The sequence below is a fragment of the Pantoea brenneri genome, assembly GCF_038594305.1.
Taxonomy (GTDB): domain Bacteria; phylum Pseudomonadota; class Gammaproteobacteria; order Enterobacterales; family Enterobacteriaceae; genus Pantoea; species Pantoea brenneri.
The window spans coordinates 1-26,269 of sequence record NZ_JBCGBG010000004.1 but is presented as its reverse complement, the minus strand read 5'-3'; the positions used below and the strand labels follow the sequence as shown (position 1 = coordinate 26,269).

At 55.6% G+C, this 26,269-nt stretch carries 22 protein-coding genes and 1 rRNA gene; 14 read left to right on the top strand and 9 right to left on the bottom strand.

Annotated features, from left to right (window positions below; translation table 11 throughout):
* Window positions 1-33 precede the first annotated feature (33 nt).
* The 8 genes from tldD to csrD all read right to left on the bottom strand — a co-directional run bounded on the left by tldD (window position 34) and on the right by csrD (window position 12,543).
* Window positions 34-1,479, bottom strand: coding sequence for a metalloprotease TldD (gene tldD / locus AABB92_RS16200; RefSeq protein WP_031375120.1), 1,446 nt, complete (start codon window positions 1,477-1,479; stop codon window positions 34-36).
* A gap of 64 nt (window positions 1,480-1,543) precedes the next feature.
* Window positions 1,544-5,365 (bottom strand): AsmA2 domain-containing protein YhdP, encoded by a 3,822-nt coding sequence (yhdP, locus tag AABB92_RS16195; protein ID WP_031375121.1) that lies wholly within the window; start codon window positions 5,363-5,365, stop codon window positions 1,544-1,546.
* Window positions 5,366-5,522: 157 nt separating this feature from the next.
* Entirely contained in the window at window positions 5,523-6,992 is a 1,470-nt protein-coding gene (gene rng, locus AABB92_RS16190; protein WP_046289276.1) for a ribonuclease G, read from the bottom strand.
* Window positions 6,982-7,575 carry a Maf family protein gene (locus AABB92_RS16185; protein ID WP_031375122.1) on the bottom strand — a complete coding sequence of 198 codons (594 nt, stop codon included), beginning with the start codon at window positions 7,573-7,575 and terminating at the stop codon, window positions 6,982-6,984. Before AABB92_RS16185 ends, rng begins: the two co-directional genes overlap by 11 nt.
* 8 nt (window positions 7,576-7,583) lie before the next feature.
* Complete coding sequence (gene mreD / locus AABB92_RS16180; RefSeq protein WP_031375123.1) at window positions 7,584-8,072, bottom strand: rod shape-determining protein MreD; 489 nt, start codon at window positions 8,070-8,072, stop codon at window positions 7,584-7,586.
* Window positions 8,069-9,091 (bottom strand): rod shape-determining protein MreC, encoded by a 1,023-nt coding sequence (mreC, locus tag AABB92_RS16175; RefSeq protein WP_031375124.1) that lies wholly within the window; start codon window positions 9,089-9,091, stop codon window positions 8,069-8,071. Before mreC ends, mreD begins: the two co-directional genes overlap by 4 nt.
* Before the next feature lie 148 nt (window positions 9,092-9,239).
* Entirely contained in the window at window positions 9,240-10,283 is a 1,044-nt protein-coding gene (mreB, locus tag AABB92_RS16170; protein ID WP_003855260.1) for a rod shape-determining protein MreB, read from the bottom strand.
* A gap of 310 nt (window positions 10,284-10,593) precedes the next feature.
* Entirely contained in the window at window positions 10,594-12,543 is a 1,950-nt protein-coding gene (gene csrD / locus AABB92_RS16165) for an RNase E specificity factor CsrD (protein ID WP_046289277.1), read from the bottom strand.
* A gap of 285 nt (window positions 12,544-12,828) precedes the next feature.
* Here csrD and msrP point away from each other — a divergent pair, with 285 nt between their 5' ends.
* The 14 genes from msrP (at window position 12,829) to AABB92_RS16095 (ending at window position 25,981) form a co-directional block, all read left to right on the top strand.
* Window positions 12,829-13,833, top strand: a complete 1,005-nt coding sequence (gene msrP, locus AABB92_RS16160) for a protein-methionine-sulfoxide reductase catalytic subunit MsrP (RefSeq protein ID WP_031375125.1) — start codon at window positions 12,829-12,831, stop codon at window positions 13,831-13,833.
* A complete protein-coding gene (gene msrQ, locus AABB92_RS16155) occupies window positions 13,834-14,439 on the top strand; it encodes a protein-methionine-sulfoxide reductase heme-binding subunit MsrQ (protein ID WP_031375126.1) in 606 nt (201 codons plus the stop codon).
* Window positions 14,440-14,671: 232 nt separating this feature from the next.
* Window positions 14,672-15,124, top strand: coding sequence for a type II 3-dehydroquinate dehydratase (aroQ, locus tag AABB92_RS16150; protein WP_031375127.1), 453 nt, complete (start codon window positions 14,672-14,674; stop codon window positions 15,122-15,124).
* Between the two features lie 25 nt (window positions 15,125-15,149).
* A complete protein-coding gene (gene accB / locus AABB92_RS16145) occupies window positions 15,150-15,611 on the top strand; it encodes an acetyl-CoA carboxylase biotin carboxyl carrier protein (RefSeq protein WP_031375128.1) in 462 nt (153 codons plus the stop codon).
* A gap of 11 nt (window positions 15,612-15,622) precedes the next feature.
* Complete coding sequence (gene accC / locus AABB92_RS16140) at window positions 15,623-16,972, top strand: acetyl-CoA carboxylase biotin carboxylase subunit (protein ID WP_031375129.1); 1,350 nt, start codon at window positions 15,623-15,625, stop codon at window positions 16,970-16,972.
* Window positions 16,973-17,044: 72 nt separating this feature from the next.
* Window positions 17,045-17,287 (top strand): YhdT family protein, encoded by a 243-nt coding sequence (locus tag AABB92_RS16135; RefSeq protein WP_031375130.1) that lies wholly within the window; start codon window positions 17,045-17,047, stop codon window positions 17,285-17,287.
* Window positions 17,277-18,722 (top strand): sodium/pantothenate symporter, encoded by a 1,446-nt coding sequence (gene panF / locus AABB92_RS16130; protein WP_031375131.1) that lies wholly within the window; start codon window positions 17,277-17,279, stop codon window positions 18,720-18,722. The genes AABB92_RS16135 and panF overlap by 11 nt, the downstream gene beginning before the upstream one ends.
* 16 nt (window positions 18,723-18,738) lie before the next feature.
* A complete protein-coding gene (gene prmA, locus AABB92_RS16125; protein ID WP_031375132.1) occupies window positions 18,739-19,620 on the top strand; it encodes a 50S ribosomal protein L11 methyltransferase in 882 nt (293 codons plus the stop codon).
* 369 nt (window positions 19,621-19,989) lie between these two features.
* Window positions 19,990-20,955 carry a tRNA dihydrouridine synthase DusB gene (gene dusB, locus AABB92_RS16120; RefSeq protein ID WP_031375133.1) on the top strand — a complete coding sequence of 322 codons (966 nt, stop codon included), beginning with the start codon at window positions 19,990-19,992 and terminating at the stop codon, window positions 20,953-20,955.
* Between the two features lie 23 nt (window positions 20,956-20,978).
* Window positions 20,979-21,275, top strand: coding sequence for a DNA-binding transcriptional regulator Fis (gene fis / locus AABB92_RS16115; protein ID WP_003855228.1), 297 nt, complete (start codon window positions 20,979-20,981; stop codon window positions 21,273-21,275).
* Between the two features lie 546 nt (window positions 21,276-21,821).
* The gene (locus AABB92_RS16110) at window positions 21,822-22,847 is read left to right on the top strand and encodes an amino acid ABC transporter substrate-binding protein (RefSeq protein WP_031375134.1); all 1,026 of its coding nucleotides are present in this window, start codon (window positions 21,822-21,824) and stop codon (window positions 22,845-22,847) included.
* Between the two features lie 69 nt (window positions 22,848-22,916).
* Window positions 22,917-24,095: an amino acid ABC transporter permease gene (locus AABB92_RS16105; RefSeq protein ID WP_031375135.1), complete on the top strand. Its 1,179-nt coding sequence runs from the start codon at window positions 22,917-22,919 to the stop codon at window positions 24,093-24,095.
* Between the two features lie 15 nt (window positions 24,096-24,110).
* The gene (locus tag AABB92_RS16100) at window positions 24,111-25,211 is read left to right on the top strand and encodes an amino acid ABC transporter permease (RefSeq protein ID WP_031375136.1); all 1,101 of its coding nucleotides are present in this window, start codon (window positions 24,111-24,113) and stop codon (window positions 25,209-25,211) included.
* A gap of 8 nt (window positions 25,212-25,219) precedes the next feature.
* Window positions 25,220-25,981 carry an amino acid ABC transporter ATP-binding protein gene (locus AABB92_RS16095; protein WP_031375137.1) on the top strand — a complete coding sequence of 254 codons (762 nt, stop codon included), beginning with the start codon at window positions 25,220-25,222 and terminating at the stop codon, window positions 25,979-25,981.
* A 168-nt stretch (window positions 25,982-26,149) separates the two neighbouring features.
* Here the strand turns inward: AABB92_RS16095 and rrf are convergent.
* Window positions 26,150-26,265 (bottom strand): 5S ribosomal RNA (gene rrf, locus AABB92_RS16090).
* Window positions 26,266-26,269 lie beyond the last annotated feature (4 nt).

Here is a 26,269-nt window from a genome sequence, read left to right as displayed (position 1 = left end):
CAACCCGCCTGCCGGCGGGTTGTTAACAGACTATCAGGCGGTGCCGCCAATCGTCAGTTTATCCAGCTTCAGAGTGGGCTGACCGACGCCAACCGGCACGCTCTGGCCTTCCTTGCCGCAAACGCCAACGCCTTTATCCAGCGCCAGATCATTACCCACCATTGAGATTTGCTGCATCGCTTCAATGCCGGAACCAATCAGCGTCGCCCCTTTCACCGGTTTGGTGATTTTGCCCTTTTCAATCAGATACGCTTCTGAGGTTGAGAAGACAAACTTGCCTGAGGTGATGTCCACCTGGCCGCCACCAAAGTTGGGCGCATACAGACCATATTCAACGCTTTCGATGATCTCCTGCGGCGTCGACTTACCGGCCAGCATGTAGGTGTTGGTCATGCGCGGCATCGGCAGGTGGGCGTAAGATTCACGACGACCGTTACCGGTAGGACTGACGCCCATCAGGCGCGCATTGAGTTTATCCTGCATGTAGCCTTTGAGTACGCCGTTCTCAATCAGCATGTTGTACTGACCCGGAACGCCTTCATCATCGACCGCCAGTGAACCGCGCAGTCCTTCAATGGTACCGTCATCAACCACGGTACAGAGTTCTGACGCCACCAGCTGGCCCATCTTGCCGCTGAATACCGAGGTGCCACGACGGTTGAAGTCGCCTTCCAGTCCGTGTCCGACGGCTTCATGCAGCAGGACACCCGGCCAGCCTGCGCCCAGCACCACCGGCAAGGTACCGGCAGGTGCCGCCACAGCAGAGAGGTTAACCAGCGCCATCCGCACCGCTTCACGCGCCCAGGCATCAGCCCGCACATCGCCATTTTCATCGGCGAGGAAAAATTCATAACCGGTACGTGCACCGCCGCCGCTTGAGCCGCGTTCACGTTTACCCTGATCTTCAACCTGCACACTGATCGAGAGACGTACCAGCGGACGAACATCGGCTGCCAGCGTGCCATCCGTCGCGGCGACCAGCACCTGCTCGTACACACCGCTCAGGCTGGCGTTGACCTCCTGCACCCGCGGGTCGGCAGCGCGGGCCACCTGATCGACACGGTGCAGCAGGGCAATTTTATCTTCACGCGTCAGACTGCTGAGCGGATCAACGGTGGAATAGAGCGAGCGGTTCATCACCGCGGAAAGGGTATGCGCCTTACCGTTGCCCTGTTCGCGAACAATGCTGCGCGCCGCTTCCGATGACAGACGCAGCGCATTCAGCGTGATCTGATCGGCGTAGGCAAAGCCGGTTTTCTCACCGCTGACGGCGCGCACGCCGACGCCCTGGTCAATATGGTAAGAGCCATCTTTAATGATTTTGTCTTCCAGCACCCAGGATTCGTGGAAACTGGACTGAAAATAGAGATCGGCATAATCCAGACGACGTTCTGAAAGCTGCCCTAACAGGGAAAAAAGGTCCTGCTGATTAATGCCGTTAGCAGTTAGTAACTGCTCACTTACCAGGTTCAGAGTCATCGTTTCTCACTCATTATGTGCTCGGATAATCATAGCCTGCGGTAATTCCGGTACCGCGTCAAATTCACTTGTTGTCAGTTTCACGCGGTTTACGCAGTACTTCATTGATTTCCGGTTTATCCAGCGGGCCACTGATGTGATAACGCAGCAGCGATATCCGGTTCCATACCGGTCCCAGAACTTTACTGGCGGCGAACACCGCCGCGCCAATCACCGGATTAACCACGAACGCCGCCGCGACACCGACCGAGGCAGAAATTTCCGGGGTGATGACGGCTTCCATATCGATCCGACGCTTAACCAGGTCCATATTGCCCTGCATGGCGATGTCCGCTTCCAGTCCATCAACCTGCAGGTTATCGGTGCGCATCACGCCATTTTCGATCCAGGCGGTACCGTTAATCGAATCAAAATAGAAGCCATCGTTAAAGGTGTCACTGAAATCGAAGCGCAGTTTGCGCAGCAGCGCGTCGAAGCTGAACAGACGCAGGATTTGTCCGGCGGTACCGGTGTTCACATCCGCAATCTGGCCTTTGCCAAAGTGGGTTTTCAGGGTGCCGCTCAGGGTTTCGGCTGACGGCTGCCACGGTGCCGCACGCCAGTGCAAATCGTAATCGATATTGAACGGCGCATCGCGCAGCGGGGTATTCACGCCAAACCAGTTGGTGGCGTTATTGATATTAGGCCCTTTCAGCGTGCCTTTCAGTGAGGTGCGCGGGTCATCGTGACGGTTAACCCATTCACCCTTAATTTTCAGCTGCGAGCTGCCGGTATCTACCGTGCCGTTAGTCAGTGCTAACGTATCGCCTTTCGGTTGCAGCGTCGCCGCGACTCGTCCATATTTCTGTCCCAGCACCCAGCACTCCGCGCAGCGCAACTGCAAGGCTGGCCAGCCGCTGAAATTAATCTGGCTGGCTTGCTGAGAGCTGGCGTTGCCGCCCTGCTGTGCCTCATGGTCCCATTGCGGATTGTAATAGAGGTAATCCAGCCCGATCTGCCACGGCGCCTTCGCGGCTATTTCCAGCTTACCGCGTATTTCCTCGGCGTTAATGCTGACCTGCGCATTGCCACCGGCCGTTTCTGCCAGCGTCGCGTCTACCGCATGCCACTGCTGCCCCGCCAGCGTTACCGCCGGGCTGCGCAGTGTGAGGTTGCCCGGCAGCGTCACGCCGCCCAGCTGACGTTCTCCGCCGCTGCCGCCAGCGCTACCACTTCCGCCAGCCATCATCGCTACCCAGGCTTCGCCATCCAGCGGTGGCAGATTAAGCACCATACCGGCATGATCGGGAAGCGCCGGCGTTTTCGCTGCGTCATTCAGCCAGATGCCGCGATCAACGCGTAAGGTCGGCTCCAGCAGCCAGCGGCTGTTAAACCGATGGCGTGCAGCCACGCTGCCACTGAGATCGAAATGCTGCAGGTCGCCGCTGGCTTTGATAGCAATCGGCATCGCCTCACCGGCCTTTTTATCCAGCGGTGAAGGTAAGCGACTGCTCACTTCTTTGCCATCGCCGTTCAGCTCTACTTCGTACCGCGCGCCGCCGCGATGCGGCAGCGTGATATCCACGTCGCCCTGCCACGGCAGATGTCCAGCGAGCTGGCGGCTTACGGTGGCAGGAATCTGGCTGATTTTAGCCGGTTGCCAGTCCCCCAGCAGTTTCACCTTAACGCCAAAATCATCCGGGTTCTCTTTGGTGCTGAAACTGACGCCCAGCGGCTGACCGAACCACCGCGCCTGCATCTCTTCACTCTCCAGATTACCGTTGTTGTAACGGAAACGACCGGTAAGGTTGGTCAGCGTGGTTTTTAGCGGCTTGATAAACAGCGCGTTATTGTTCATGACCACGTTACCGCTGGCGTGGACCTGCTGACCATCAAGCGGGATATCGAGATTCAGGTGGCCCCGGGTGGTACCTTTAATTTCCAGCTGCTCCAGTGCTGCGCCGAGTGACGCTTTCAGCGGCGTCTGCTGGAAGTAATCGGCGATTTGTTTCCCTTCTCCGCTGATGTCGCCATCAATAATCAGCTTCTCTTTCAGGTAGTCCGGGATAACGGCGCTAACGTTACGCGCCTCAACGTCGCCAAGGCGAGCGGTCGGGGCGTTCATCCATAAGCCGTCGTTCAGGAAGTTAAGATCGATATCCAGATTGCTGAGCGCCGGCCATTTGGGCTGGAAGGCATAGGTCGCCTGCCGCAGCGGAACCCAGACCTGGAACATACCGTCGTTGTGCTTGAACGGGAATAGCGCCGGGTTACCGGCAAACAGCAGCGTGGCGTTATCCACTTTACCGCCCTTCACCGCTCCGCTCAGATAATGCGTCAGCCCGTTGCCCATCAATGGCACCGGGAAATAGCGCCAGGCATCGCCCGCATCGGTTATCCGGATACCAGCAAGAATGTCCAGCCGCGGCTCGCCTCCGCTGTTTTGCTGATAGCTGAAGTCACCCCGCGCCCACAACGAGCGCGCCTGCAGATCGAGGTTTTCGCCCGTCAACGTCAGGCCATGTTCATCGCGCTGCCAGCGCACGGCACCGGTAACCTGTTTAATCTCGAGCGGAGCCTGGAAAACATCGCCATAAGGCACGGTCGCCGCGCCCATATCAACGCTGACCTGGCCATGATTCAGGCTGCCACGCGCTTCGCCGCTTAAGTGACTGATGCCAGGCAGAAGCTTCCAGTGCTGCCAGCTGAAGTCGCGCCATTTCACCTGCAGACGGGTCTGGTCAGGCTGCTGTAACGGAATATCCAGGGCGAGGCCATCAATGGTGCCCTGCGGCCGCAGCGTACGCCAGTTCTCAAACAGCGCTGGCGAGAGCGGCGCAAACAGCGGCACGATCGGTGCAATATGATCCAGCGCCAGTTGGGTGGCGCGTACCCGCACTTCAGGCTGACCATTGGCACCCAGCATCTGCTTATCTTCCGGTCGCCATAACAGCGAGAAGTGACCGGCCGGCCACGGATTGCCATCGGTGCTGAGGCGGGTTTGTGGCACATTCACCACCCAGCCGTTCTGGAAGCGCGACAGGTGCGCCGTCAGGCCGTCCACCTGCAGCGTATGCTGGCCCGTTTCGCCCTGCCAGCTGGCACCGCCGCGGCTCAGCAGCAGGTCACCGGCATAAATATCGCCGTCGCGCAGGTTAACCCAGGCAGCCAGGCTAAAACGGGCGCTGTCCAGCCGGGTATTATCCCGCATCCAGCGGCCCAGCCACGGACGCATATCCACGTCATCGGCCTGCATCCAGATGCGGCCATCATTCAGCAGGCCGTTGCTGTCATTAAGATCGAGCCGTACCTGAACCACGCCGTGCTGGCCGGTAAAGCTCGACAGGCTGACTTCACCTTCTGCCCGATGGCGGGTTTTCTCATTCAGCCAGGTGAGTCGCGGAATAGCCAGCTCGGCATGCTGCCCGGAAGGCGTACGAAAACGAATGGTGCTGTCACGCAGGTCGAAGTGGTCAAACTGGCGCAGGAACAGTTCATTGATTTGCGCCGGCCGGAAGCTGTTCTTCTCTTTGTCGCTGTCCAGCAGCGGGCGGTTGCTGTCGAGATGCAGCTGCCAGAAAGTGAGGTCGCGGAATTGCCAGCGCCAGTGCAGCAGGGATTGCCAGACGTCGAGCGCCAGATTGATGCGGGCGATGGTCAGCTTGCCGTTTTCCTGCAGATCGACGCTGAGATCCCGGACCTGCAGAGTGGGGCCAAAATTCTCCCACTTTCCCTGCAGCTTACTGGCGTGAACCGGCACGCCGGTGCGATCCGAGACGAATTGCAGAAGGTTATTGCGATAGCTGTCGAGATGCGGCATCACCAGACGCAGCCCGCTGACCAGCAGCGCGACAATCACGATGATCGCGGCGACCAGCAGTAACAAGATCCTCGGCAACTGCCTCACTCACATCTCTCCTTGCCTTCCGTAAACGACGGATAGTTAGTTCTGTTACCCGGCCGTCTTCAGACAACTGCGCCGGAAAGACGCATGTTATCCCAGACAAGGGCGATTTTTTAGCCCGACGATTTGAGCAAAGCCGGTCGGGCTGACGGGTCTGATATTACATCATCACCACGTCAAACTGCTCCTGGGTATAGAGCGCTTCAACGTGGACTTTGACCTGTTTGCCGACAAAGATTTCGACCTCTGCCAGCGCATGAGACTCATCGGTTTTCAGCGCTTCGCCGACGGTCGGCGAGACGTAGACCAGGAAGCGGTCAGCATCATAGGCATGATGTACCCGCACAATCTCACGCATGATTTCATAACAGACCGTTTCAACCGTCTTCAGCGTGCCGCGTCCTTTACACACCGGACAATCCTCACACAGCACGTGCTCAATACTTTCACGCGTCCGTTTGCGCGTCATCTCCACCAGGCCCAGCGCCGAGAAACCACTGATGCCGGTCTTCACCCGATCTTTGCTGAGGGCGGTCTCCAGCGAGTGCAGCACCCGACGGCGATGCTCTTCGTTACTCATGTCGATGAAGTCGATAATGATGATGCCGCCAAGATTACGCAGTCGCAGCTGACGCGCTATCGCCTGAGTGGCTTCAACATTGGTATTAAAAATAGTCTCATCAAGATTGCGATGGCCGACAAAGGCACCGGTGTTGATGTCGATGGTGGTCATCGCTTCGGTTTGATCGATGATCAGGTATCCGCCAGACTTTAGTTCAACTTTGCGATCCAGCGAGCGCTGAATCTCATTTTCTACATCAAACAGATCGAATATCGGCTGTTTGCCATTGTAGAGCTCCAGCTTACCGGCCATTTCCGGAATATATTCACTGGTAAACTCCACCAGCATATCGCAGGTCAGACGCGAATCGACCCGGATGCGGTCCAGCGCTGCGCCGGCGAAATCGCGCAAAATACGCTGGGCTAAGGCCAGCTCACCGTAGAGCAGACAGCGGGTCTGGTTGCGCTTTTTGCGCTCGCTGACTTTGGTCCACAGACGCTTGAGAAACGCTGCATCCTGCGCCAGCTCCTCTTCGCCGATGCCTTCTGCGGCGGTGCGGATAATAAAACCGCCCAGATGATCGCAATAGTCGGCGACCACCGCCTTAAGACGTTCGCGCTCTTTTTCACTGTCGATACGCTGAGAGACGCCCACGTGCGACGCGCCTGGCATAAACACCAGATAGCGCGACGGCAGTGTAATATCAGTGGTCAGGCGTGCACCTTTAGTGCCCAGCGGATCTTTCACCACCTGCACCACCAGATCCTGCCCCTGACGCACCAGCTCAGCGATATCGCGTACGATGAAGTTTTTCTTTTCATCACCCGCCACACATTCGGTGTGCGGCATGATGTCTGAGGCGTGCAAAAACGCGGCTTTATCCAGACCAATATCGACGAACGCGGCCTGCATGCCCGGCAGCACCCGGCTCACCCGGCCTTTATAGATATTACCGACGATACCGCGTCGGGCTTCGCGCTCAATGTGGATTTCCTGCAGTATGCCACCATCAATATAGGCAACACGCGTTTCAGAAGGCGTGACGTTAACCAGTAATTCAGCCGTCATGTTGACCCCTTACGGCACGCAGTGACTGAAAATGGCTGAGCAACTCTTCGGTCTCAACCAAAGGCAGTCCAACCACCGCGTGGTAGCTCCCATTAATTTTGCGGACAAAGTTCCCGCCCCTGCCCTGAATGCCGTATGCGCCGGCTTTATCCATCGGCTCACCGGTTGCAATATAGTCGGTGATATCGGATGCGGTTAAGGTGCGAAATGTCACATCGGTGGTAACCACGCAATCCAGCGCCTGATGACGATCGGCCAGTGCCACTGCGGTCATCACCTGATGAGTCTGCCCGGAGAGCTTATGCAGCATTTCGGCCGCATGGGCCGCATCGTGCGGCTTTTCCAGTACTTCACCGTTCAGCACGACGATCGTATCGGCACCCAGCACTGGCAGATCCTGCGCGGCCAGCCGGACGCCCGCCTGCGCTTTGTCATTGGCCAGGCGACGAACATAGTGTTCAGCCACTTCATTTGGCTGCCGCTGTTCTTCAACGTCAGTCACGATGCGCTCGAAGGTCAGGCCAAGCTGCGTTAACAGCTCACGCCGACGCGGTGAACCGGAAGCAAGATAAAGGGTTACCATAAATTTCCTTATTGAACAGCAAACTGACGACGAATCTTTCTCATGAGTAAGAATAGCCATGGCCAGAGGATACCGTCGACGACACTGCTCCAGAAAATTTCAGGTCGGAATGAAACGTTGATAACCAGGAATTCCGCCCAGAAGACAATCACATCCATAGCCAGAGACAGCACCATAACCATTAACGCTTGCTGCCACAACGCTAAGTTGCGGAATAACTGGAACTTAAAGGCGATCAGGTAGGCGATGATGCTGAGCGCCAGCGCACGCACTCCGAGGGTGGAGCCGGCGATCAGATCCATAATGGCGCCCATCAGGAAGCCGCTGCCGACGTTAACCCGATGCGGCAGGGCGAGCACCCAATAGATGAGGATCAGTAATAACCATGAGGGCCGGAACATATAAATCTGATCCGGCCACGGCATGATTTGCAGGACCAGCGCAACCAGGAAAGAGAGCCAGATGACCCAACGTCCCTGGCTGCGATATCGACTCAAGGCTGACCTCCGCGTGAACGCGAAGTACTGCCCTGTCCGGCACTGCTGCCGTTCGCCGGTGCCGGCGGACCCATCTGGGCGGCTGGCGCTGGCGGTCCCATTTCTCCGGCTGGCGGCAGAACCTGCGGCATCATTTGCATCAGTCGTTCGTTGGCGACGCGATGCACTTCATCCTGCGGCAGCGGCATATCGCCATTACGGTCGGCGCCCCACAGCAGCAGCAGATAGCGCAGACGCTGCAGGCCGGCGGTCGGATGTGCCTGAATCACGGTATAAGCGCGTTGGGTATCGACTTTAACCGAGGAAACCACACCCACCGGATAACCTTCCGGGAAGCGGCCGCCAATACCGGAAGTCACCAGCACGTCACCGACCCGGATATCAGTATTACCCGGCAGATGCTCAAGCTGGAGATCTTCGGTACAGCCATTACCGGCGGCAATGACGCGAATGTCATTACGCAATACCTGGATCGGCAGCGCGTGCGATGCATCGCAAATCAGCAATACGCGGCTGGTCAGTTGACTGACCGCAATCACCTGTCCGACCACCCCTTTATCACTGATGACCGGCTGACCTTCATAGACACCGTTAACGCTGCCTTTGTCGATCACCACCTGGTCGGTATAAGGGTCAGTGCCGGTCGAGATGACCTGCGTTACCATCTTTTGCTCATCCTGACGCAGCGGTGAACCCAGCAGTTCACGCAGGCGTGCGTTTTCCTGCTTGTATTGCCCCAGCATTAGCAGGTTACTGTTTTTCAGGAAGAGCTCGCGACGTAAGGCTTTGTTTTCCTGCTCAAGCTGCTGACGTGACGCCAGCGACTCCGACACGCCATCCAGAATCTGGCGCGGCCCATTGGCCAGGAAGTAAAACGGACTGACCGACGTATCCAGATAGTTGCGTATTTGGGTAAAAGAACCCACACGGCTGTCAGCAATGATAATGGCAATCGCCACGATGACGGCCAGGAAAAGACGCAACTGCAGGGATGGTCCCCTGCTAAAAATCGGCTTCATATAATCTGCGTGATCCTCGACGACAGGTAAGGAAACCCGGTATGACACCGCGCTTCCCTGAGCTGGACGCATTGCACCGGCGCATAGTGCGCCGGTTGACACGCGACTCCCTGCGCATCGTCATGACGTTCTCAGCCGGTTGAGGCAATTATTCTTCGCTGAACAAATCGCCGCCATGCATGTCGATCATTTCCAACGCCTTGCCACCACCGCGTGCCACACAGGTCAGCGGATCTTCAGCGACAACCACCGGAATGCCGGTCTCTTCCATCAGCAGACGATCCAGATTACGCAGCAGCGCACCACCGCCGGTCAGCACCATGCCGCGCTCGGAGATATCCGACGCCAGCTCTGGCGGACACTGTTCCAGGGCGACCATCACCGCGCTAACGATGCCGGTTAACGGCTCCTGCAGCGCTTCGAGAATTTCATTGGAGTTCAGCGTAAAGCCGCGCGGTACACCTTCAGCCAGGTTACGGCCACGAACTTCAATTTCGCGAACTTCATCGCCCGGATAGGCTGAGCCGATCTCATGCTTGATACGTTCTGCGGTAGCTTCACCAATCAGTGAACCGTAGTTACGACGCACATAATTAATAATAGCTTCATCGAAACGGTCACCACCAATACGCACCGACGAGGAGTACACCACGCCGTTCAGCGAGATCACCGCCACTTCTGTGGTACCGCCACCGATATCGACTACCATTGAACCGGTCGCTTCTGATACCGGCAGGCCAGCGCCAATCGCCGCAGCCATTGGCTCTTCAATCAGGAAGACTTCACGTGCGCCAGCACCCTGAGCAGACTCACGGATGGCGCGACGTTCTACCTGCGTTGCCCCGACGGGTACGCAGACCAGCACGCGCGGGCTGGGACGCATGAAACTGTTGCTGTGAACTTGTTTGATGAAGTGCTGCAGCATCTTTTCGGTGACGAAAAAGTCAGCGATTACGCCATCTTTCATCGGGCGAATAGCTGCGATATTGCCTGGCGTTCGGCCAAGCATCTGTTTTGCGTCATGACCAACGGCCGCGACACTTTTCGGTGAACCGGCACGATCCTGGCGAATAGCGACCACGGAAGGCTCGTTCAGCACGATGCCTTGTCCTTTCACATAAATCAGGGTATTCGCGGTACCCAGGTCAATGGACAAGTCATTGGAAAACATGCCACGAAATTTTTTAAACATACTAAGGGATAATCCTGCAAGCTGGGGGCGGAAAATAAAATCCGCTTACTTTACCAACCACACGAAGCTGCCACAAGGCGCAAAAACGTTCTGCTTCGGTGAAAAAAGACGCCAAATTGCGTTTAAGTCATCGGAACCGGCCATCATTGACAGCGGAATGGCGATAAGACGCCATCGGTGCCGGTTTTTATCGCCTTTCAGGCCTGGGTTTCCGACATAAAATCTAACATTTCCGACAGCCAGTTTTGCGACCCGACCCGGACTCAAGGCTAAAAAAAGCCTGCGTCACCGTCAAAAAGGGCGCAATCCACTAAATACGGTAACGTTGAGAATACTTTTTCACATTACTGTTTACCGGCTGCGAAGGGGCAAAGAAGTCGCCCTGTCCACCTGCCACTCCTAACGCCACCAGCGTTTGCCACTCCGCTTTAGTGCGGACGCCGGCAGCAAACACCTGGGTATTGGTCGATTTACACACTTCCAGCAGGCTCTGTACAAACAGCTGATTTTCAGTGCGACGCTCAATATTGCGTACCAGACCGGCATCAAGTTTGATCAGTTCCACCGGCAGCTGGCGAATGTAGGCACTGCTGACCACGGTTAAACCGGCCTGATTAACCGCGACACGACAGCCAAATGCCTTAAGGGCGCGGAACACCGGCGTTAAACGGCTGATGTGTTGACAGACATCTGCCTCGGCAAGTTCAAATAAAAATCGCTTTCTTTGTCCTTTGGGGCATTGCAGCAACATATTCTGCAACCAGAGCACGAAAGATCGGTGCAGCAGCGAGTCGATAGTGACCGGTATCACCAGCGTCTCTTCCGGCCAGAGTTCAGATAAGGCGGCAATGCGGGTGACCAGCTGGCGATCCCAGCTATCGGCCATGCCGAGCTGCTGGACCAGCGGCATATATTCTGCTGCCAAAACCTCTTTATCACCGTCAAAGATACGGGTCAGCATCACGCGATGCTGCACCTTGCCTTCCATATTGACGGCTGGTTTCTGGTACAGGCGCGGACCACCGCGACTGAGGGTGTTTTCCAGCAGGGTACGCCAGCGCACGCTTCCACGTCCGGCATCCTGAGGATTACCGGCTCCGTTGGTCCAGTTGTTGCCCCCTAACAGCGCCGCGCGTCGGGTCGCCATTTCGACATTTTCCATCACCTGCGGCACCGTCTGCCCGCTGTGCCAGGCGCTGATACCAATGTGAATAAGATCATCGCGATTGACCATTCGCATCGGCGGCAGCGAATCGACGGCGTTGATCAGCTGATCGGCGATGCTGTTGGCCTCTTTCAGGCTGCGATGCGGCAGTAGCACCGCAAAATCACTGCGGAAATAGCGCGCCAGCAGAGCACCGGGATAACGCAGCACAAAGGTGGAGAGCATGTTGACGATGTTAAACAGATACTCATCGATCAACCCTGGCTCCAGCGTTTCGCTCAACGTGTCCAGATCCGGCAGCCGTACCATCATGACCACGCCATGGGTACCGACATCCTCCTGATCCTCCAGCAGCGTGGCGAGCTGACTGTCAAAGAACAGGCGATTATTCAGACCGGTACGGCTATCCTGAGCAGCAAAGGTGCGGATCAGCGTATCGATACGCAAACGCTGTTCACCCGCTTCCTGTAAATCGGATAGCAGTACATCCAGCGCGCGGCTCGCCCTGGGCGGCCACTCATCCAGATTACGTTTCGGTACTACCCCACGCTCACCGTCAATAATCGCCTCTGCGCGTATTTCCAGGTGCTCCATGCCGCGCCACTGGCGACGTAACCAGCGGTGCAGAATAAACAGCAGCAGGCTCATCACCAGCACCACCGTTGATACCGTGCCCATCGCATAGGTCCCGATAATGGAGCGCAGCCAGGTGCGGGCAGGATCGAGGGTGACCACCCGCACATGCACTCCAGGCTGATGGATTAACGGCACATCAAACTGGACGAAGCGATTGGGCTGATGGTCGAGCATCAGGTTTTCGTGACGGGAGAGAGAGAAAAAGATGTGGTCGCCGCTGTAGAGTTGAATCTGCTCGGCGTTGATAATCGGCATTAATCGGGTAATCCAGCTGTGCAGCTGGTCGGGCGACTGGATAAGCAGCGCCTGATCCACTTCGGTTGCCAGCACCTGCGCGCGCTGTTCGACCCGCTGATGACTGAACCAGAAAACGCTAAAAGCACAGCCCACCAGCATTAATAACATTGCCAGTATGCTAAGAAAGGTAATAAACGCAGATAGTTTTGTGGTTAATCGCATCCCTGTGCCTGTGTTACTGCGGTGATAACCGGATCACCCACCCTTGTACCGTCAGCCTGACGAAAACGCGAGCAAAATAGCATAATTTGCGTTTAGCGACAGCGCCGTGACGACTGAAGCGGAAGTATATCGTCGGGAAAGGGGCGCTGGCGTTGATCCCAGCGCTTTTCGGTGCATTCTCATCGTCTCCGGCAGCCAGGAAATTTCACATTTTAACGGCGAAACTGGCTGCAATCGGTAATAGTCATCATGCTGGTCAATAAGACCACGGCTGGAGAGTGCACTATGAAGCGCAACACTGATCTGACGGAAGCCGACGTAACGCCGGAAAACATTTTTAATATGAAGCGCCGCCAGGTGCTGAAAACGCTGGGACTGAGCGCGGCGGCGATCGGTCTGCCGGGCGTAGCCAATGCGGACATTCTCAGCTGGTTCAAGGGCAACGATCGCCCGCCCGCCCCCGCCGGTCGGGCGCTGGACTTTAGCAAACCGCCACAGTATCAGGCCGACCTGACCTTAACGCCGGCAGAGAAGGTTTCTGGCTATAACAACTTTTATGAGTTTGGTCTGGATAAAGCCGATCCCGCGGCCAATGCCGGCACGCTGAAAACCGATGGGTGGAAACTGACGATTGATGGCGAAGTGGCGAAACCGATCACCCTGGACATGGATGACATTTTCAAACGCTTTGCCATGGAGCAGCGTATCTACCGCATGCGTTGTGTAGAGGCCTGGTCGATGGTGGTACCGTGGGTCGGCTTTGAACTGAATAAGCTGATTTCTCTGGCCGAACCCACCAGCAAAGCGCGTTTCGTCGCCTTTCAGACGCTGTACGATCCTGAACAGATGCCGGGCCAGAAAGACCGTTTTATCGGTGGCGGGCTTAATTATCCCTATGTTGAAGGGCTACGGCTGGATGAAGCGATGCACCCTCTGACACTGCTGAGCACCGGCGTTTACGGTAAGGCGCTTCCGCCGCAGAACGGCGCGCCAATTCGCCTGACGGTGCCGTGGAAATATGGCTTTAAAGGAATTAAATCGATCGTCAAAATCACCCTGACCGGGAATCAGCCACCGACCACCTGGAATCAGATTGCGGCAGATGAGTATGGCTTCTATGCCAACGTTAATCCGCACGTCAATCATCCGCGCTGGTCGCAGGCTACCGAGCGCTTTATTGGCCCCGGCGGCAGCCTGAAAGTGGAGCGTCAGCCTACGCTGCTGTTTAACGGCTATGCAGAGCAGGTCGCTTCACTCTATCGCGGACTCGACCTGCGGGAGAATTACTGAGTGGTACGCCTGTCGTTAAAACAGATCACCTGGCTCAAGGTGATCCTGCATCTGGCGGCCCTGCTGCCGCTGGTTTATCTGATCCTGGCTGCCCTGCAGGGCGGATTAAGTGCGGACCCGGCGAAAGATATTCAACATTTTACCGGGCGCATGGCGCTGAAACTGCTGCTGGGCACGCTGCTGGTGTCGCCTCTGGCGCGCTATGGCAAACAGCCGCTGTTGATCCGGACCCGCCGTCTGCTGGGTGTCTGGACCTTTGTCTGGGCCTCTCTCCATCTGCTGAGCTACTACCTGCTGGAACTGGGTGCCGATAATCTGCGACTGCTCGGCAGTGAGTTAATTTCTCGTCCCTATCTGACACTGGGGATTATCAGCTGGCTGATACTGCTGGCCCTGACGCTGACCTCCTTCCAGCGGGCGCAGCGTAAGCTCGGCAAACGCTGGCAAACTCTGCATAACGCCGTCTATCTGGTGGCGATCCTGGTGCCGATTCACTACATCTGGTCGGTCAAAACCTTGTCGCCCCAGCCACTTATCTATGCCGGACTGGCCGCCTTGTTGTTAGCGTGGCGTTACAAAAAGTTCCTCAAATGGTGGCCTCGCTAGTCCTTCTGTGGTTGTTTTCCTCCCTGACTATCTGCTAAAAGATGTGGCCTTCGGGTCACATCCGATCATCTTCGCAGATAAGACCAGTATTTTGCTGCGAAATGACACGAAACGGATATAATGCCCGGCTTTATTGCAAAGCGGGTCTTGTTTTTCATCGTGAAAGGTGACAAATGGAGATTGGCAAGGTATTTTACGCGATGCCTCAATGATTGCGGGAGATGGCAGCAAGATGGCGCATAAATTACATATTCTGCTTTTAAACGGACCCAACCTGAATTTGCTGGGAAGCCGTGAACCTGACAAGTATGGTCACACCACGCTGCAGCAGATTGTGGATGATCTTACACGTCAGGCAGACCAACTGAATGTGGAGTTAAGCCACTTGCAATCCAACGCTGAGTTTCAGCTGATTGATCGCATTCATGAGGCCAAAGGCAATGTGGATTACATCATTATCAATCCTGCCGCGTTTACCCATACCAGCGTCGCGCTGCGTGATGCCCTGTTAGCGGTTTCGATTCCGTTTATTGAGGTTCATCTCTCAAATGTGCATGCACGCGAGCCCTTCCGCCATCACTCCTATCTTTCTGATGTATCTGCTGGCGTCATCTGTGGGCTTGGCGCTGACGGCTACACATGGGCTTTACAAACGGCAGTAAAACGCCTGTCTCAAACTAATTAATCAAACTGAGTACGGAACCCCACTCATGGATATTCGTAAAATTAAAAAACTGATCGAACTGGTTGAAGAATCTGGCATCTCCGAGCTGGAAATCTCCGAGGGCGAAGAGTCCGTTCGTATCAGCCGTGCACCTGCAAATGTTGGTTATCCGATGATGCAGCAGGCGTATGCTGCGCCGGTACAGCAACCTGCCCTGGCGACTGCCGTGGCACCGGTGGCTGCCATCGCAGAAGCAGCGCCCGCGGAAATCAGCGGCCACATCGTGCGTTCGCCGATGGTCGGGACTTTCTATCGCACCCCGAGCCCGGACGCAAAAGCCTTCATCGAAGTGGGTCAGAAAGTTAACGCCGGCGATACTCTGTGCATCGTCGAAGCCATGAAGATGATGAACCAGATCGAAGCCGACAAATCTGGTGTGGTGAAAGCCATTCTGGTCGAGAGCGGTCAGCCGGTCGAGTTTGACGAGCCACTGGTTGTCATCGAATAACGGGGCGGACCATGCTGGATAAAATTGTTATTGCTAACCGCGGTGAGATCGCGCTGCGCATTCTGCGTGCCTGTAAAGAACTGGGCATCAAGACTGTGGCGGTACACTCAAGCGCGGACCGTGACCTGAAGCACGTGCTGCTGGCGGACGAAACCGTCTGCATCGGCCCGGCGCAGTCAGTCAAAAGTTACCTCAACATCCCGGCGCTGATCTCCGCAGCGGAAATCACCGGCGCGGTGGCGATTCACCCTGGCTACGGCTTCCTGTCTGAGAATGCCGATTTTGCCGAGCAGGTTGAGCGCTCTGGCTTTATCTTTATTGGCCCGAAAGCCGATACCATTCGCCTGATGGGCGATAAAGTGTCCGCAATTAATGCGATGAAGAAAGCCGGTGTGCCAACCGTTCCTGGTTCCGACGGCTCGCTGACCGATGACATGGAAAAGAACCGTGCCTTCGCTAAGCGCATCGGTTATCCGGTGATCATCAAAGCCTCCGGCGGCGGCGGCGGTCGCGGTATGCGCGTGGTGCGCAGCGACAAAGATCTGGAACAATCCATCAACATGACGAAAGCGGAAGCCAAAGCGGCTTTCAACAACGACATGGTTTATATGGAGAAGTATCTGGAGAATCCTCGTCACATCGAGATTCAGGTACTGGCCGACGGTCAGGGCAACGCCATCTATCTGGGCGAACGCGACTGCTCAATGCAGCGTCGTCACCAGAAAGTGGTGGAAGAAGCGCCAGCGCCAGGCATCACGCCGGAACTGCGTAGCTTCATCGGCGATCGCTGTGCTAAAGCTTGTATTGAGATTGGCTACCGCGGTGCAGGTACTTTCGAGTTCCTGTATGAAAACGGCGAGTTCTACTTCATTGAGATGAACACCCGTATTCAGGTAGAGCATCCGGTGACCGAGATGATTACCGGCGTCGACCTGATCAAAGAGCAGTTGCGTATCGCTGCCGGTCAGCCGCTGTCGATCAAACAGGAAGATGTGATTATTCGCGGACATGCGGTTGAATGCCGTATCAATGCTGAAGATCCGGTCTCTTTCCTGCCAAGTCCGGGCAAAATCACCCGTTTCCACGCGCCAGGCGGTTTTGGCGTGCGCTGGGAGTCGCATATTTACTCCGGTTACAGCGTGCCGCCTTACTACGATTCCATGATCGGCAAGCTGATCACCTACGGCGAAACCCGTGAAGTGGCGATTGCCCGCATGAAGAATGCACTGGCGGAACTGATCATCGACGGTATCAAGACCAACATTGAACTGCAGATGAAGATCATGTCCGACGAAAACTTCCAGCACGGTGGAACCAATATCCACTATCTGGAGAAAAAACTCGGCTTGCACGAGAAGTAATCGCAACGCTGAGATAGTCTGAGGCCGGTTAATCCGGCCTTTTTCTTTTGCCGCTGGCGTTAAGGTTGAAACATGGATGCTCGTTTTATACAGGCGCATAAAGAGGCCCGCTGGTCACTCTATCTGACCCTGCTCTGGCTGGCCGTTTGGGGGTTTTCCGCCTGGCTGGGCGGGAGCGAAACGGGGATCACCGGCTTGCCGCGCTGGTTCGAACTTTCCTGCGTGTTTGCTCCCCTGCTGTTCATTTTTTTATGCTGGCTGATGGTCCGCGTGATTTTCCGCGACATGTCGCTGGAGGATAAAAATGAATTTTGAAATTATCCTGCCTTTATTAATTTATCTGGTGCTGATTGCCGGACTGTCCGTCTTCGCGGTCCGTAAACAGCGTCAGGGCAACTTTCTGACCGAATACTTCCTTGGCAGCCGCTCCATGGGCGGGTTCGTTCTGGCCATGACTCTCACCACCACCTATATCAGCGCCAGCTCGTTTATTGGCGGGCCCGGTGCCGCCTACAAATATGGTCTGGGATGGGTTTTGCTGGCGATGGTTCAGGTTCCTGCCGTCTGGCTATCACTCGGCGTGCTGGGCAAGAAATTCGCTATTCTGGCGCGTAAGCACAATGCGGTAACGCTGAATGACATGCTCTATGCGCGTTATCAAAGTCCGCTGCTGATCTGGCTGGCCAGCCTGAGCCTGCTGGTCGCGTTCATCGGGGCCATGACGGTGCAGTTTATCGGCGGCGCGCGGTTACTGGAAACGGCAGCAGGCATCCCGTATGACACCGGCTTACTGATTTTCGGTGGCACCATTGCGCTCTATACCGCCTTTGGCGGTTTCCGTGCCAGCGTGCTTAATGACGCGATGCAGGGCGTGGTGATGCTGATCGGCACGTTCCTGCTGCTGTTCGCCGTGATCCACCAGGCAGGCGGACTGGGCACCGCAGTGCAAAAGCTGCACGCTATTGATCCGCAGTTGCTGTCGCCGCAGGGACCGGGCGAGATCATTACCCCGACCTTTCTGAGTTCGTTTATCGTGCTGGTCTGCTTTGGCGTAATTGGCCTGCCCCATACTGCTGTGCGCTGCATCTCCTATAAAGACAGCAAGGCGGTGCATCGGGCGATCATTCTGGGCACCATCGTGGTGGTGGTCCTGATGCTGGGTATGCATCTGGCGGGTGCGCTGGGCCGGGCCATACTGCCCGATCTGACGGTGCCGGACCGGGTGATCCCGACGTTAATGATTACCGTGCTTCCGCCGCTGGCGGCCGGGCTGTTTCTGGCGGCGCCAATGGCGGCGATTATGTCGACCATCAATGCCCAGTTGTTGCAGGCATCCGCTACGCTGATTAAAGATCTCTATCTGCGCGTGGCACCGCAGCAGATGGAAAATGAGCCGCGGCTGCGACTGTTGTCTGGTGCCATTACCTTTGCGCTCGGCATCCTGTTGCTGATCGCCGCCTGGAATCCGCCCGATATGATTATCTGGCTCAATCTGCTGGCGTTTGGTGGCCTGGAAGCAGTCTTCCTCTGGCCGCTGGTGCTGGGCCTTTACTGGGAACGCGCCAATGCTGCGGGCGCGATTACCGGCATGGTCACCGGCGGCGGCTGTTACGCGTTTCTGGCGAGCCTTAACCTGCAAATCATGGGATTCCACCCGATTGTGCCTTCCCTGCTTTTAAGCCTGCTGGCATTTTTAGTCGGCAACCTGTTTGGACGCGCGCCGCAAACTGCCGACGCGCCGCAACACTGAATGTAAGAGAGACGTTATGCCGTGGATTCAAATCAAGATAAACAGCTCGGGTGAGCACGCTGAAACGCTGAGCGATGTGCTGATGGAGACCGGTGCTGTTTCGGTCACTTTTCAGGATACCCATGACAACCCGGTCTATGAGCCGCTGCCGGGTGAAACCCGCCTGTGGGGCGATACCGACGTTATTGGCCTGTTCGATGCAGAAAGCGATATGGCGGCCATCGTCGCTGAACTGGCGCAACATCCGCTGTTAGGTGCCGATTTCCGGCACAAGATCGAACAAATCGAGGATAAAGACTGGGAACGCGAGTGGATGGAAAACTTTCACCCGATGCGTTTTGGCGAGCGGCTGTGGATCTGTCCAAGCTGGCGCGATGTGCCGGATCCAGAGGCGGTGAACGTGATGCTCGATCCGGGCCTGGCGTTCGGCACCGGCACGCATCCGACCACGTCGCTGTGCCTGACCTGGCTGGATGGGCTGGATCTGACCGGTAAAACGGTGATCGACTTTGGCTGTGGCTCCGGGATCCTGGCGATAGCTGCGCTGAAGCTCGGTGCGGCGCAGGCGATTGGTATCGATATCGATCCACAGGCGATCCAGGCCAGCCGCGATAACGCTGAGCGCAATGGCGTCTCCGATCGTCTGTCGCTCTACCTGCCCCACCAGCAGCCGGAAAACCTGCAGGCGGATGTGGTGGTCGCCAATATCCTGGCAGGCCCGTTACGCGAGCTGGCACCGCTGATTAGCGTACTGCCGAAGCCAGGTGGCCATCTGGGACTTTCTGGTGTACTGGAGAGCCAGGCGGAGGGCGTCTGTGAAGCCTATGCAGCGCAGTTCGCGCTTGACCCGGTGGCCGTCAAAGAAGAGTGGTGCCGGATTACCGGTGTGAAAGCCTGAATCCGCGAAGTGCGGTCGTCGCCTGAACGCTCTTCAGGTCAATGCTGTTAGGGCTTAACAGCATATTCAGCCAGCCCGTAGCGTAAGTTGCGGGCTTTCTGCATTCTCAATGGTTGCTTGTATCGTTAATCACGGCATGTGACGTTTATTATCTGGCTAACGCATCTGCTTTTTCGGAAAAACGTTTGCTCACAATTTCAGCATAAATCTCTAATCCAATGATATTTAAGCTTAATTTGTAAGTCGAGTGGTAATGACCCGGATTTCATTGATCTTTCTTGCCAATTGTTCAAAGTTTGGCCTTTCATCTTCCGGAAAAAATGCGTAATATACGCCGCCTTGCAGACACAGTATGGCCATTCTGACTTCATGCGTATTGGAAACCTCCAGCTGAGAAATCGACTGATTGCAGCACCGATGGCCGGGATTACCGACAGGCCATTCAGGACGCTGTGTCATGAAATGGGTGCAGGCATGGCGGTCTCTGAGATGTTGTCTTCGAACCCGGAAGTCTGGGCCAGCGACAAATCTCGTTTACGTATGGTGCACAGCGATGAGCCAGGCATTCGCGCCGTGCAAATCGCCGGTTGCGATCCCAGCGAAATGGCGCAAGCTGCACGGATTAATGTTGAGGCCGGTGCACAGGTTATCGACATTAATATGGGCTGCCCTGCCAAGAAGGTTAACCGCAAAATGGCGGGTTCAGCCTTGCTGCAATATCCCGCCGTGGTGGAGTCAATCCTCTCCGCAGTGGTCAATGCAGTGGATGTGCCGGTAACACTGAAAATTCGTACTGGCTGGGATCCTGAAAACAGGAACTGTGTCGCGATTGCCCAATTGGCTGAACGCTGTGGTATTCAGGCTCTGACGATACATGGCCGCACTCGTGCCTGCCTGTTCAACGGGGAAGCTGAATATGACAGCATTCGGACAGTTAAGCAGAGTGTTTCTATTCCGATTATCGCGAATGGAGACATAACTGACCCGCATAAAGCCAGAGCGGTGCTCGACTATACAGGGGCCGATGCTCTGATGATAGGACGCGCTGCTCAGGGAAGACCGTGGATCTTCCGGGAAATCCAGCATTATCTGGACACTGGGGAGCTGCTTGCCCCGCTGCCAATGGCAGAGGTCAAGCGCTTGCTTGTTTCGCATATACGTGAGCTGCACGACTTTTACGGTTCAGGCAAGGGATACCGTATAGCGCGAAAGCACGTCTCCTGGTATCTGCAGGAGCACGCCCCGAATGACCAGTTTCGGCGCACATTCAACGCCATTGAGGATGCCAGCGAACAGCTGGAGGCGTTGGAGGCATACTTCGAAAATCTTGCGTAACGAAATAAAGAGCTGAAAGAACTATGTTCGAACAACGCGTAAATTCTGACGTACTGACCGTTTCTACCGTTAACTCACAGGATCAGGTAACTCAAAAACCTTTGCGTGATTCGGTTAAACAGGCACTGAAGAACTATTTTGCTCAACTGAACGGTCAGGATGTCAGTGACCTGTATGAGCTGGTTTTGGCTGAAGTCGAGCAGCCTCTGTTGGACATGGTGATGCAGTATACCCGTGGCAACCAGACCCGTGCTGCCCTGATGATGGGTATCAACCGCGGTACGCTGCGTAAGAAATTGAAAAAATACGGCATGAACTGATTCTGGTTCTGTCTGTTAATTACGCCAGCCTTCGGGCTGGCGTTTTTATTTGTGCGCTGTTCCACAAAGCGTCGGGAAAACGAGTGAAACAGTTATCGTCAATATGGTAACTATAGTTGCAATCGCTGACGTGATATTTCACTGCCTCGCTTTCTTAACCTTCTCTTCTGACGCCTCCGGCCCGCCGCGTCTGCCCGCCAGCTATTCCCGGCCAGCACTGGCTTCTGTGATCCTGTACACCTTTCAAAGCAAAGCCTCTTCTACGTACATTTCCGCCTGAGCGATGGCTCACATTGCTTCCATATAGTGAAACTAATTGCACTAAATGTGATCGGGTCGACTCGCATTGCTTCCTTTTGGTGCGCGATATTAGCGGAACTTTCAAATCACTTCCGATTATTAACCGTACTTTCATGAGAATTCAGGCTTCTGCAAACTTGGCATCAGCTTTGCAGAGTCGTGAATGGCTGACCGCCACAGACAGGAAAAACGCACATTAAAGTGCGCAAACATAACAACATGATTCTCCTCCACACAGGATGCTTTATGAAAAAGATGATGCTCTCTACGCTGGTTGCTGCGGCCTCGCTGTTGGCCGTTGCTCAGCAGGCTCACGCCGGCACGACGCTGGATGCGATAAAGAAGAAAGGCTTTGTCCAATGCGGTATCAGTGATGGCTTACCTGGCTTCTCCTATGCAGATGCCAGCGGCAAATTTACCGGTATCGACGTTGACGTCTGCCGCGCGGCGGCCGCAGCCGTGTTTGGCGATGCGACCAAAGTGAAATATACCCCGCTGACAGCCAAAGAACGTTTCACTGCGCTGCAATCCGGCGAAGTCGACATCCTGTCGCGCAATACCACCTGGACCTCCTCACGTGATGGCGGCATGGGTTTCCTGTTTGCGGGCGTCAACTATTACGACGGCATTGGCTTCCTGACTCACCAGAAAGCCGGGCTGAAAAGTGCTAAAGAGCTGGACGGTGCCACCGTCTGTATTCAGGCAGGTACCGATACCGAACTGAACGTGGCTGACTTCTTCAAAGCCAATAAGATGCAGTACACGCCGGTGACTTTTGACCGCTCTGACGAGTCCGCCAAGGCGCTGGACAGCGGTCGCTGCGATACGCTGGCCTCTGACCAGTCTCAGCTCTATGCGTTACGCATTAAACTGGGCAAACCTGATGAATTTATCGTGCTGCCGGAAGTGATCTCAAAAGAGCCGCTGGGCCCGGTAGTCCGTCGCGGTGATGATGACTGGTTCACCATCGTTAAATGGTCGCTCTACGCCATGCTGAACGCTGAAGAGATGGGCATTTCATCGAAAAATGTTGATCAGATGACCGCCAAACCAACCACGCCAGATATGGCACACCTGCTGGGTGCTGAAGGTGATTTTGGTAAGGATCTGAAGCTGGACAATAAGTGGGCCTACAACATCATCAAGCAAGTGGGCAACTATCAGGAAAGCTTTGATCGTAACGTCGGTAAAGACAGCGCCCTGAAGATCGCTCGCGGTCAGAATGCGTTGTGGAACCAGGGCGGCATTCAATACGCACCGCCAGTACGTTAAGTCTCCCTCGCCAATCGGGCACCGTATTCTGCGGTGCCCTACCCCAGCTTTCGTTACTGAGGTTTCAACATGTCACAACGCCCAACCGTGAAAAGGGATTTTTCATTCGGTAATCCCACGGTTCGCGCCTGGCTTTATCAGTTAATAGCGATAGTCGCGGTGCTTGGTGTGGTGGGTTATCTGGTTCATAACACCATTATTAACCTGGCTAACCGCGGTATCACCTCCGGGTTTGGATTTCTTGAGCGCACTGCCGGTTTCGGTATCGTTCAGCATTTGATTGATTACACCGAGGGAGATACCTACGCCCGCGTGTTTATGGTCGGATTAACCAACACCCTGCTGGTCTCTGCGCTCTGTATCGTTTTTGCTTCTATTCTCGGTTTCGCTATTGGTCTGGCGCGCCTTTCCGACAACTGGCTGCTGCGGAAACTCTCGAATATCTATATCGAAACCTTCCGTAATATTCCGCCGCTGCTGCAGATCTTCTTCTGGTACTTTGCGGTGTTACGCAATCTGCCGGGCCCGCGTCAGGCACTGAATGCCTTTGACCTGGCGTATGTCAGCAATCGTGGCTTATACGTCCCGTGGCCAACCTATGCGCCCGGCAGCTGGCCGTTTGTGATCGCGCTGCTGCTGGCGATAGCCGCCAGCTATGGGCTGTACCGCTTTAACCGTAAGCATCAGTTGAAAACCGGCCAGCTGCGTCGCTCGTGGCCGGCGGCTATCGTGATGCTGATTCTGTTCCCGCTGATTGCGCATCTTGGTTTTGGCGCGGCGACCCACTGGGACGTGCCACAGCTACGCGGTTTTAACTTCCGCGGAGGCTCGGTGATGATTCCTGAGCTGGCGGCGCTGACCCTGGCCTTGTCGATCTATACCTCGTCATTTATTGCTGAGGTGATTCGCTCAGGAATTCAGTCGGTGCCGTACGGGCAGCATGAGGCGGCCCGATCGCTGGGCCTGCCTAATCCGGTGACCCTGCGACAGGTGATTATCCCGCAGGCGATGCGTGTGATCATTCCTCCGCTGACCAGCCAGTATCTGAACATCGTGAAAAACTCCTCACTGGCTGCCGCCATCGGGTATCCCGATATGGTGTCGCTGTTTGCCGGGTCGGTACTCAATCAGACCGGACAGGCGATTGAGACCATTGCTATCACCATGGGCGTTTATCTGATTATCAGCCTGCTGATTTCACTGCTAATGAACCTCTACAACCGCAAAATCGCGCTGGTTGAGCGTTAAGAGAACGGGATGACTATGTCTGTTACTACACATGAAACGCCCCCCGTCCCGACGAATCTGGCGAGTCGCGCCTGGCGTTGGGCGCGTAAGAATTTATTCTCCAGCTGGTTTAATTCCCTGCTTACGCTGTTTTGCATCTGGGTCATCTGGCACGTGATTCCGCCTGCGCTGAACTGGCTGATCTTTCAGGCTAACTGGTTCGGTACTACCCGAGCCGACTGTACCAAAGAGGGTGCCTGTTGGGTGTTTATCCATGCCCGTTTCGGTCAGTTCATGTATGGACTCTATCCGCATGAACTGCGCTGGCGAATTAACCTGGCGCTGGTGATTGGGCTGCTGTCGATCGTTCCGATGTTTATTAAAAGCCTGCCGTATCGTGGACGCTACATCGCGCTCTGGGTGGTCGTTTATCCGGTGATTGTCTGGTTGCTGCTGTATGGCGGCTATCTGGGACTGGAGCGGGTCGAAACCCGTCAGTGGGGTGGATTAACCCTGACGCTAATTATCGCTTCGGTCGGGATTGCCGGCGCCCTGCCGCTGGGGATTTTACTGGCGCTGGGACGTCGTTCAAAGATGCCGGTGGTGCGTACGCTGTCGATTATCTTCATCGAGTTCTGGCGCGGCGTTCCCCTGATCACCGTGCTGTTTATGTCATCGGTGATGCTGCCGCTGTTTATGGCTGAAGGCACCACCATCGACAAACTGGTACGTGCGCTGGTTGGGGTGATTTTATTCCAGTCCGCCTATGTCGCTGAAGTGGTGCGGGGCGGTTTGCAGGCGCTGCCGAAAGGTCAGTATGAGGCCGCCGAGTCACTGGCGCTGGGCTACTGGAAGACGCAGATGCTGGTAATTCTGCCGCAGGCCCTCAAGATGACCATCCCGGGTCTGGTGAATACCATCATTGCGCTATTTAAAGATACCAGCCTGGTGATCATCATCGGCCTGTTCGATCTGTTCAGCAGCGTCCAGCAGGCTACCGTCGATCCGACGTGGCTGGGCATGTCGACCGAAGGTTATGTCTTTGCCGCGCTGGTCTATTGGATTTTCTGTTTTAGCATGTCGCGCTACAGCCAGTATCTGGAAAAGCGCTTTCACACCGGGCGTAAATCGCACTGAGGTTTTACATGACACACTCTATGACACACTCTTCCGACGCGTTGATGATTTCGCTTGAGAACGTGAATAAATGGTACGGGCAGTTTCACGTACTGAAAGACATCAACCTGCAGGTTAAACCCCGCGAGCGCATCGTGCTGTGTGGCCCATCGGGCTCCGGTAAATCGACCACCATTCGCTGCATAAACCATCTTGAAGAGCATCAGCAGGGACGCATTGTCGTCGATGGTATTCATCTGAATGATGATGTGCGCAACATTGAACGGGTTCGAACCGAAGTGGGCATGGTCTTCCAGCACTTTAATCTGTTTCCGCATCTGACCGTGTTACAGAACTGTACGCTGGCCCCTTCCTGGGTCAGAAAGATCCCGAAGAAAGAGGCCGATGAGCTGGCGATGCATTATCTGCAGCGAGTGCGTATTGCCGAGCATGCGCACAAGTTTCCTGGCCAGCTCTCCGGTGGTCAGCAGCAGCGTGTAGCCATTGCCCGATCGCTCTGCATGAAGCCAAAAATTATGCTGTTCGATGAACCGACGTCAGCGCTCGATCCTGAGATGGTGAAGGAAGTGCTGGATACCATGATCGGCCTGGCTGAAGATGGTATGACCATGCTGTGTGTTACTCACGAAATGGGCTTTGCCCGCACCGTTGCCGACCGGGTGATCTTTATGGATCGGGGTGAGATCGTTGAAGTAGCGCCACCGCAGGAGTTCTTCGCTCATCCTAAATCAGAACGTACCCGCGCCTTCCTGTCGCAGGTGATTCACTGATTTAGCGTGCAAGCTCTTATCACCCGGCCTGGTGCCGGGTTTTTTATTGCCGGCAAAACAGGCTTTTGCTGAATGCGGTGGTTAGCAGCGGGGAAAGAGGAGGTATTCTGGCGGTTGCCACAACGAAAAAAGCCCTTCGCATACGCGAAGGGCTTTCTCTTATTTGATGCCTGGCAGTTCCCTACTCTCGCATGGGGAGACCCCACACTACCATCGGCGCTACGGCGTTTCACTTCTGAGTTCGGCATGGGGTCAGGTGGGACCACCGCGCTACAGCCGCCAGGCAAA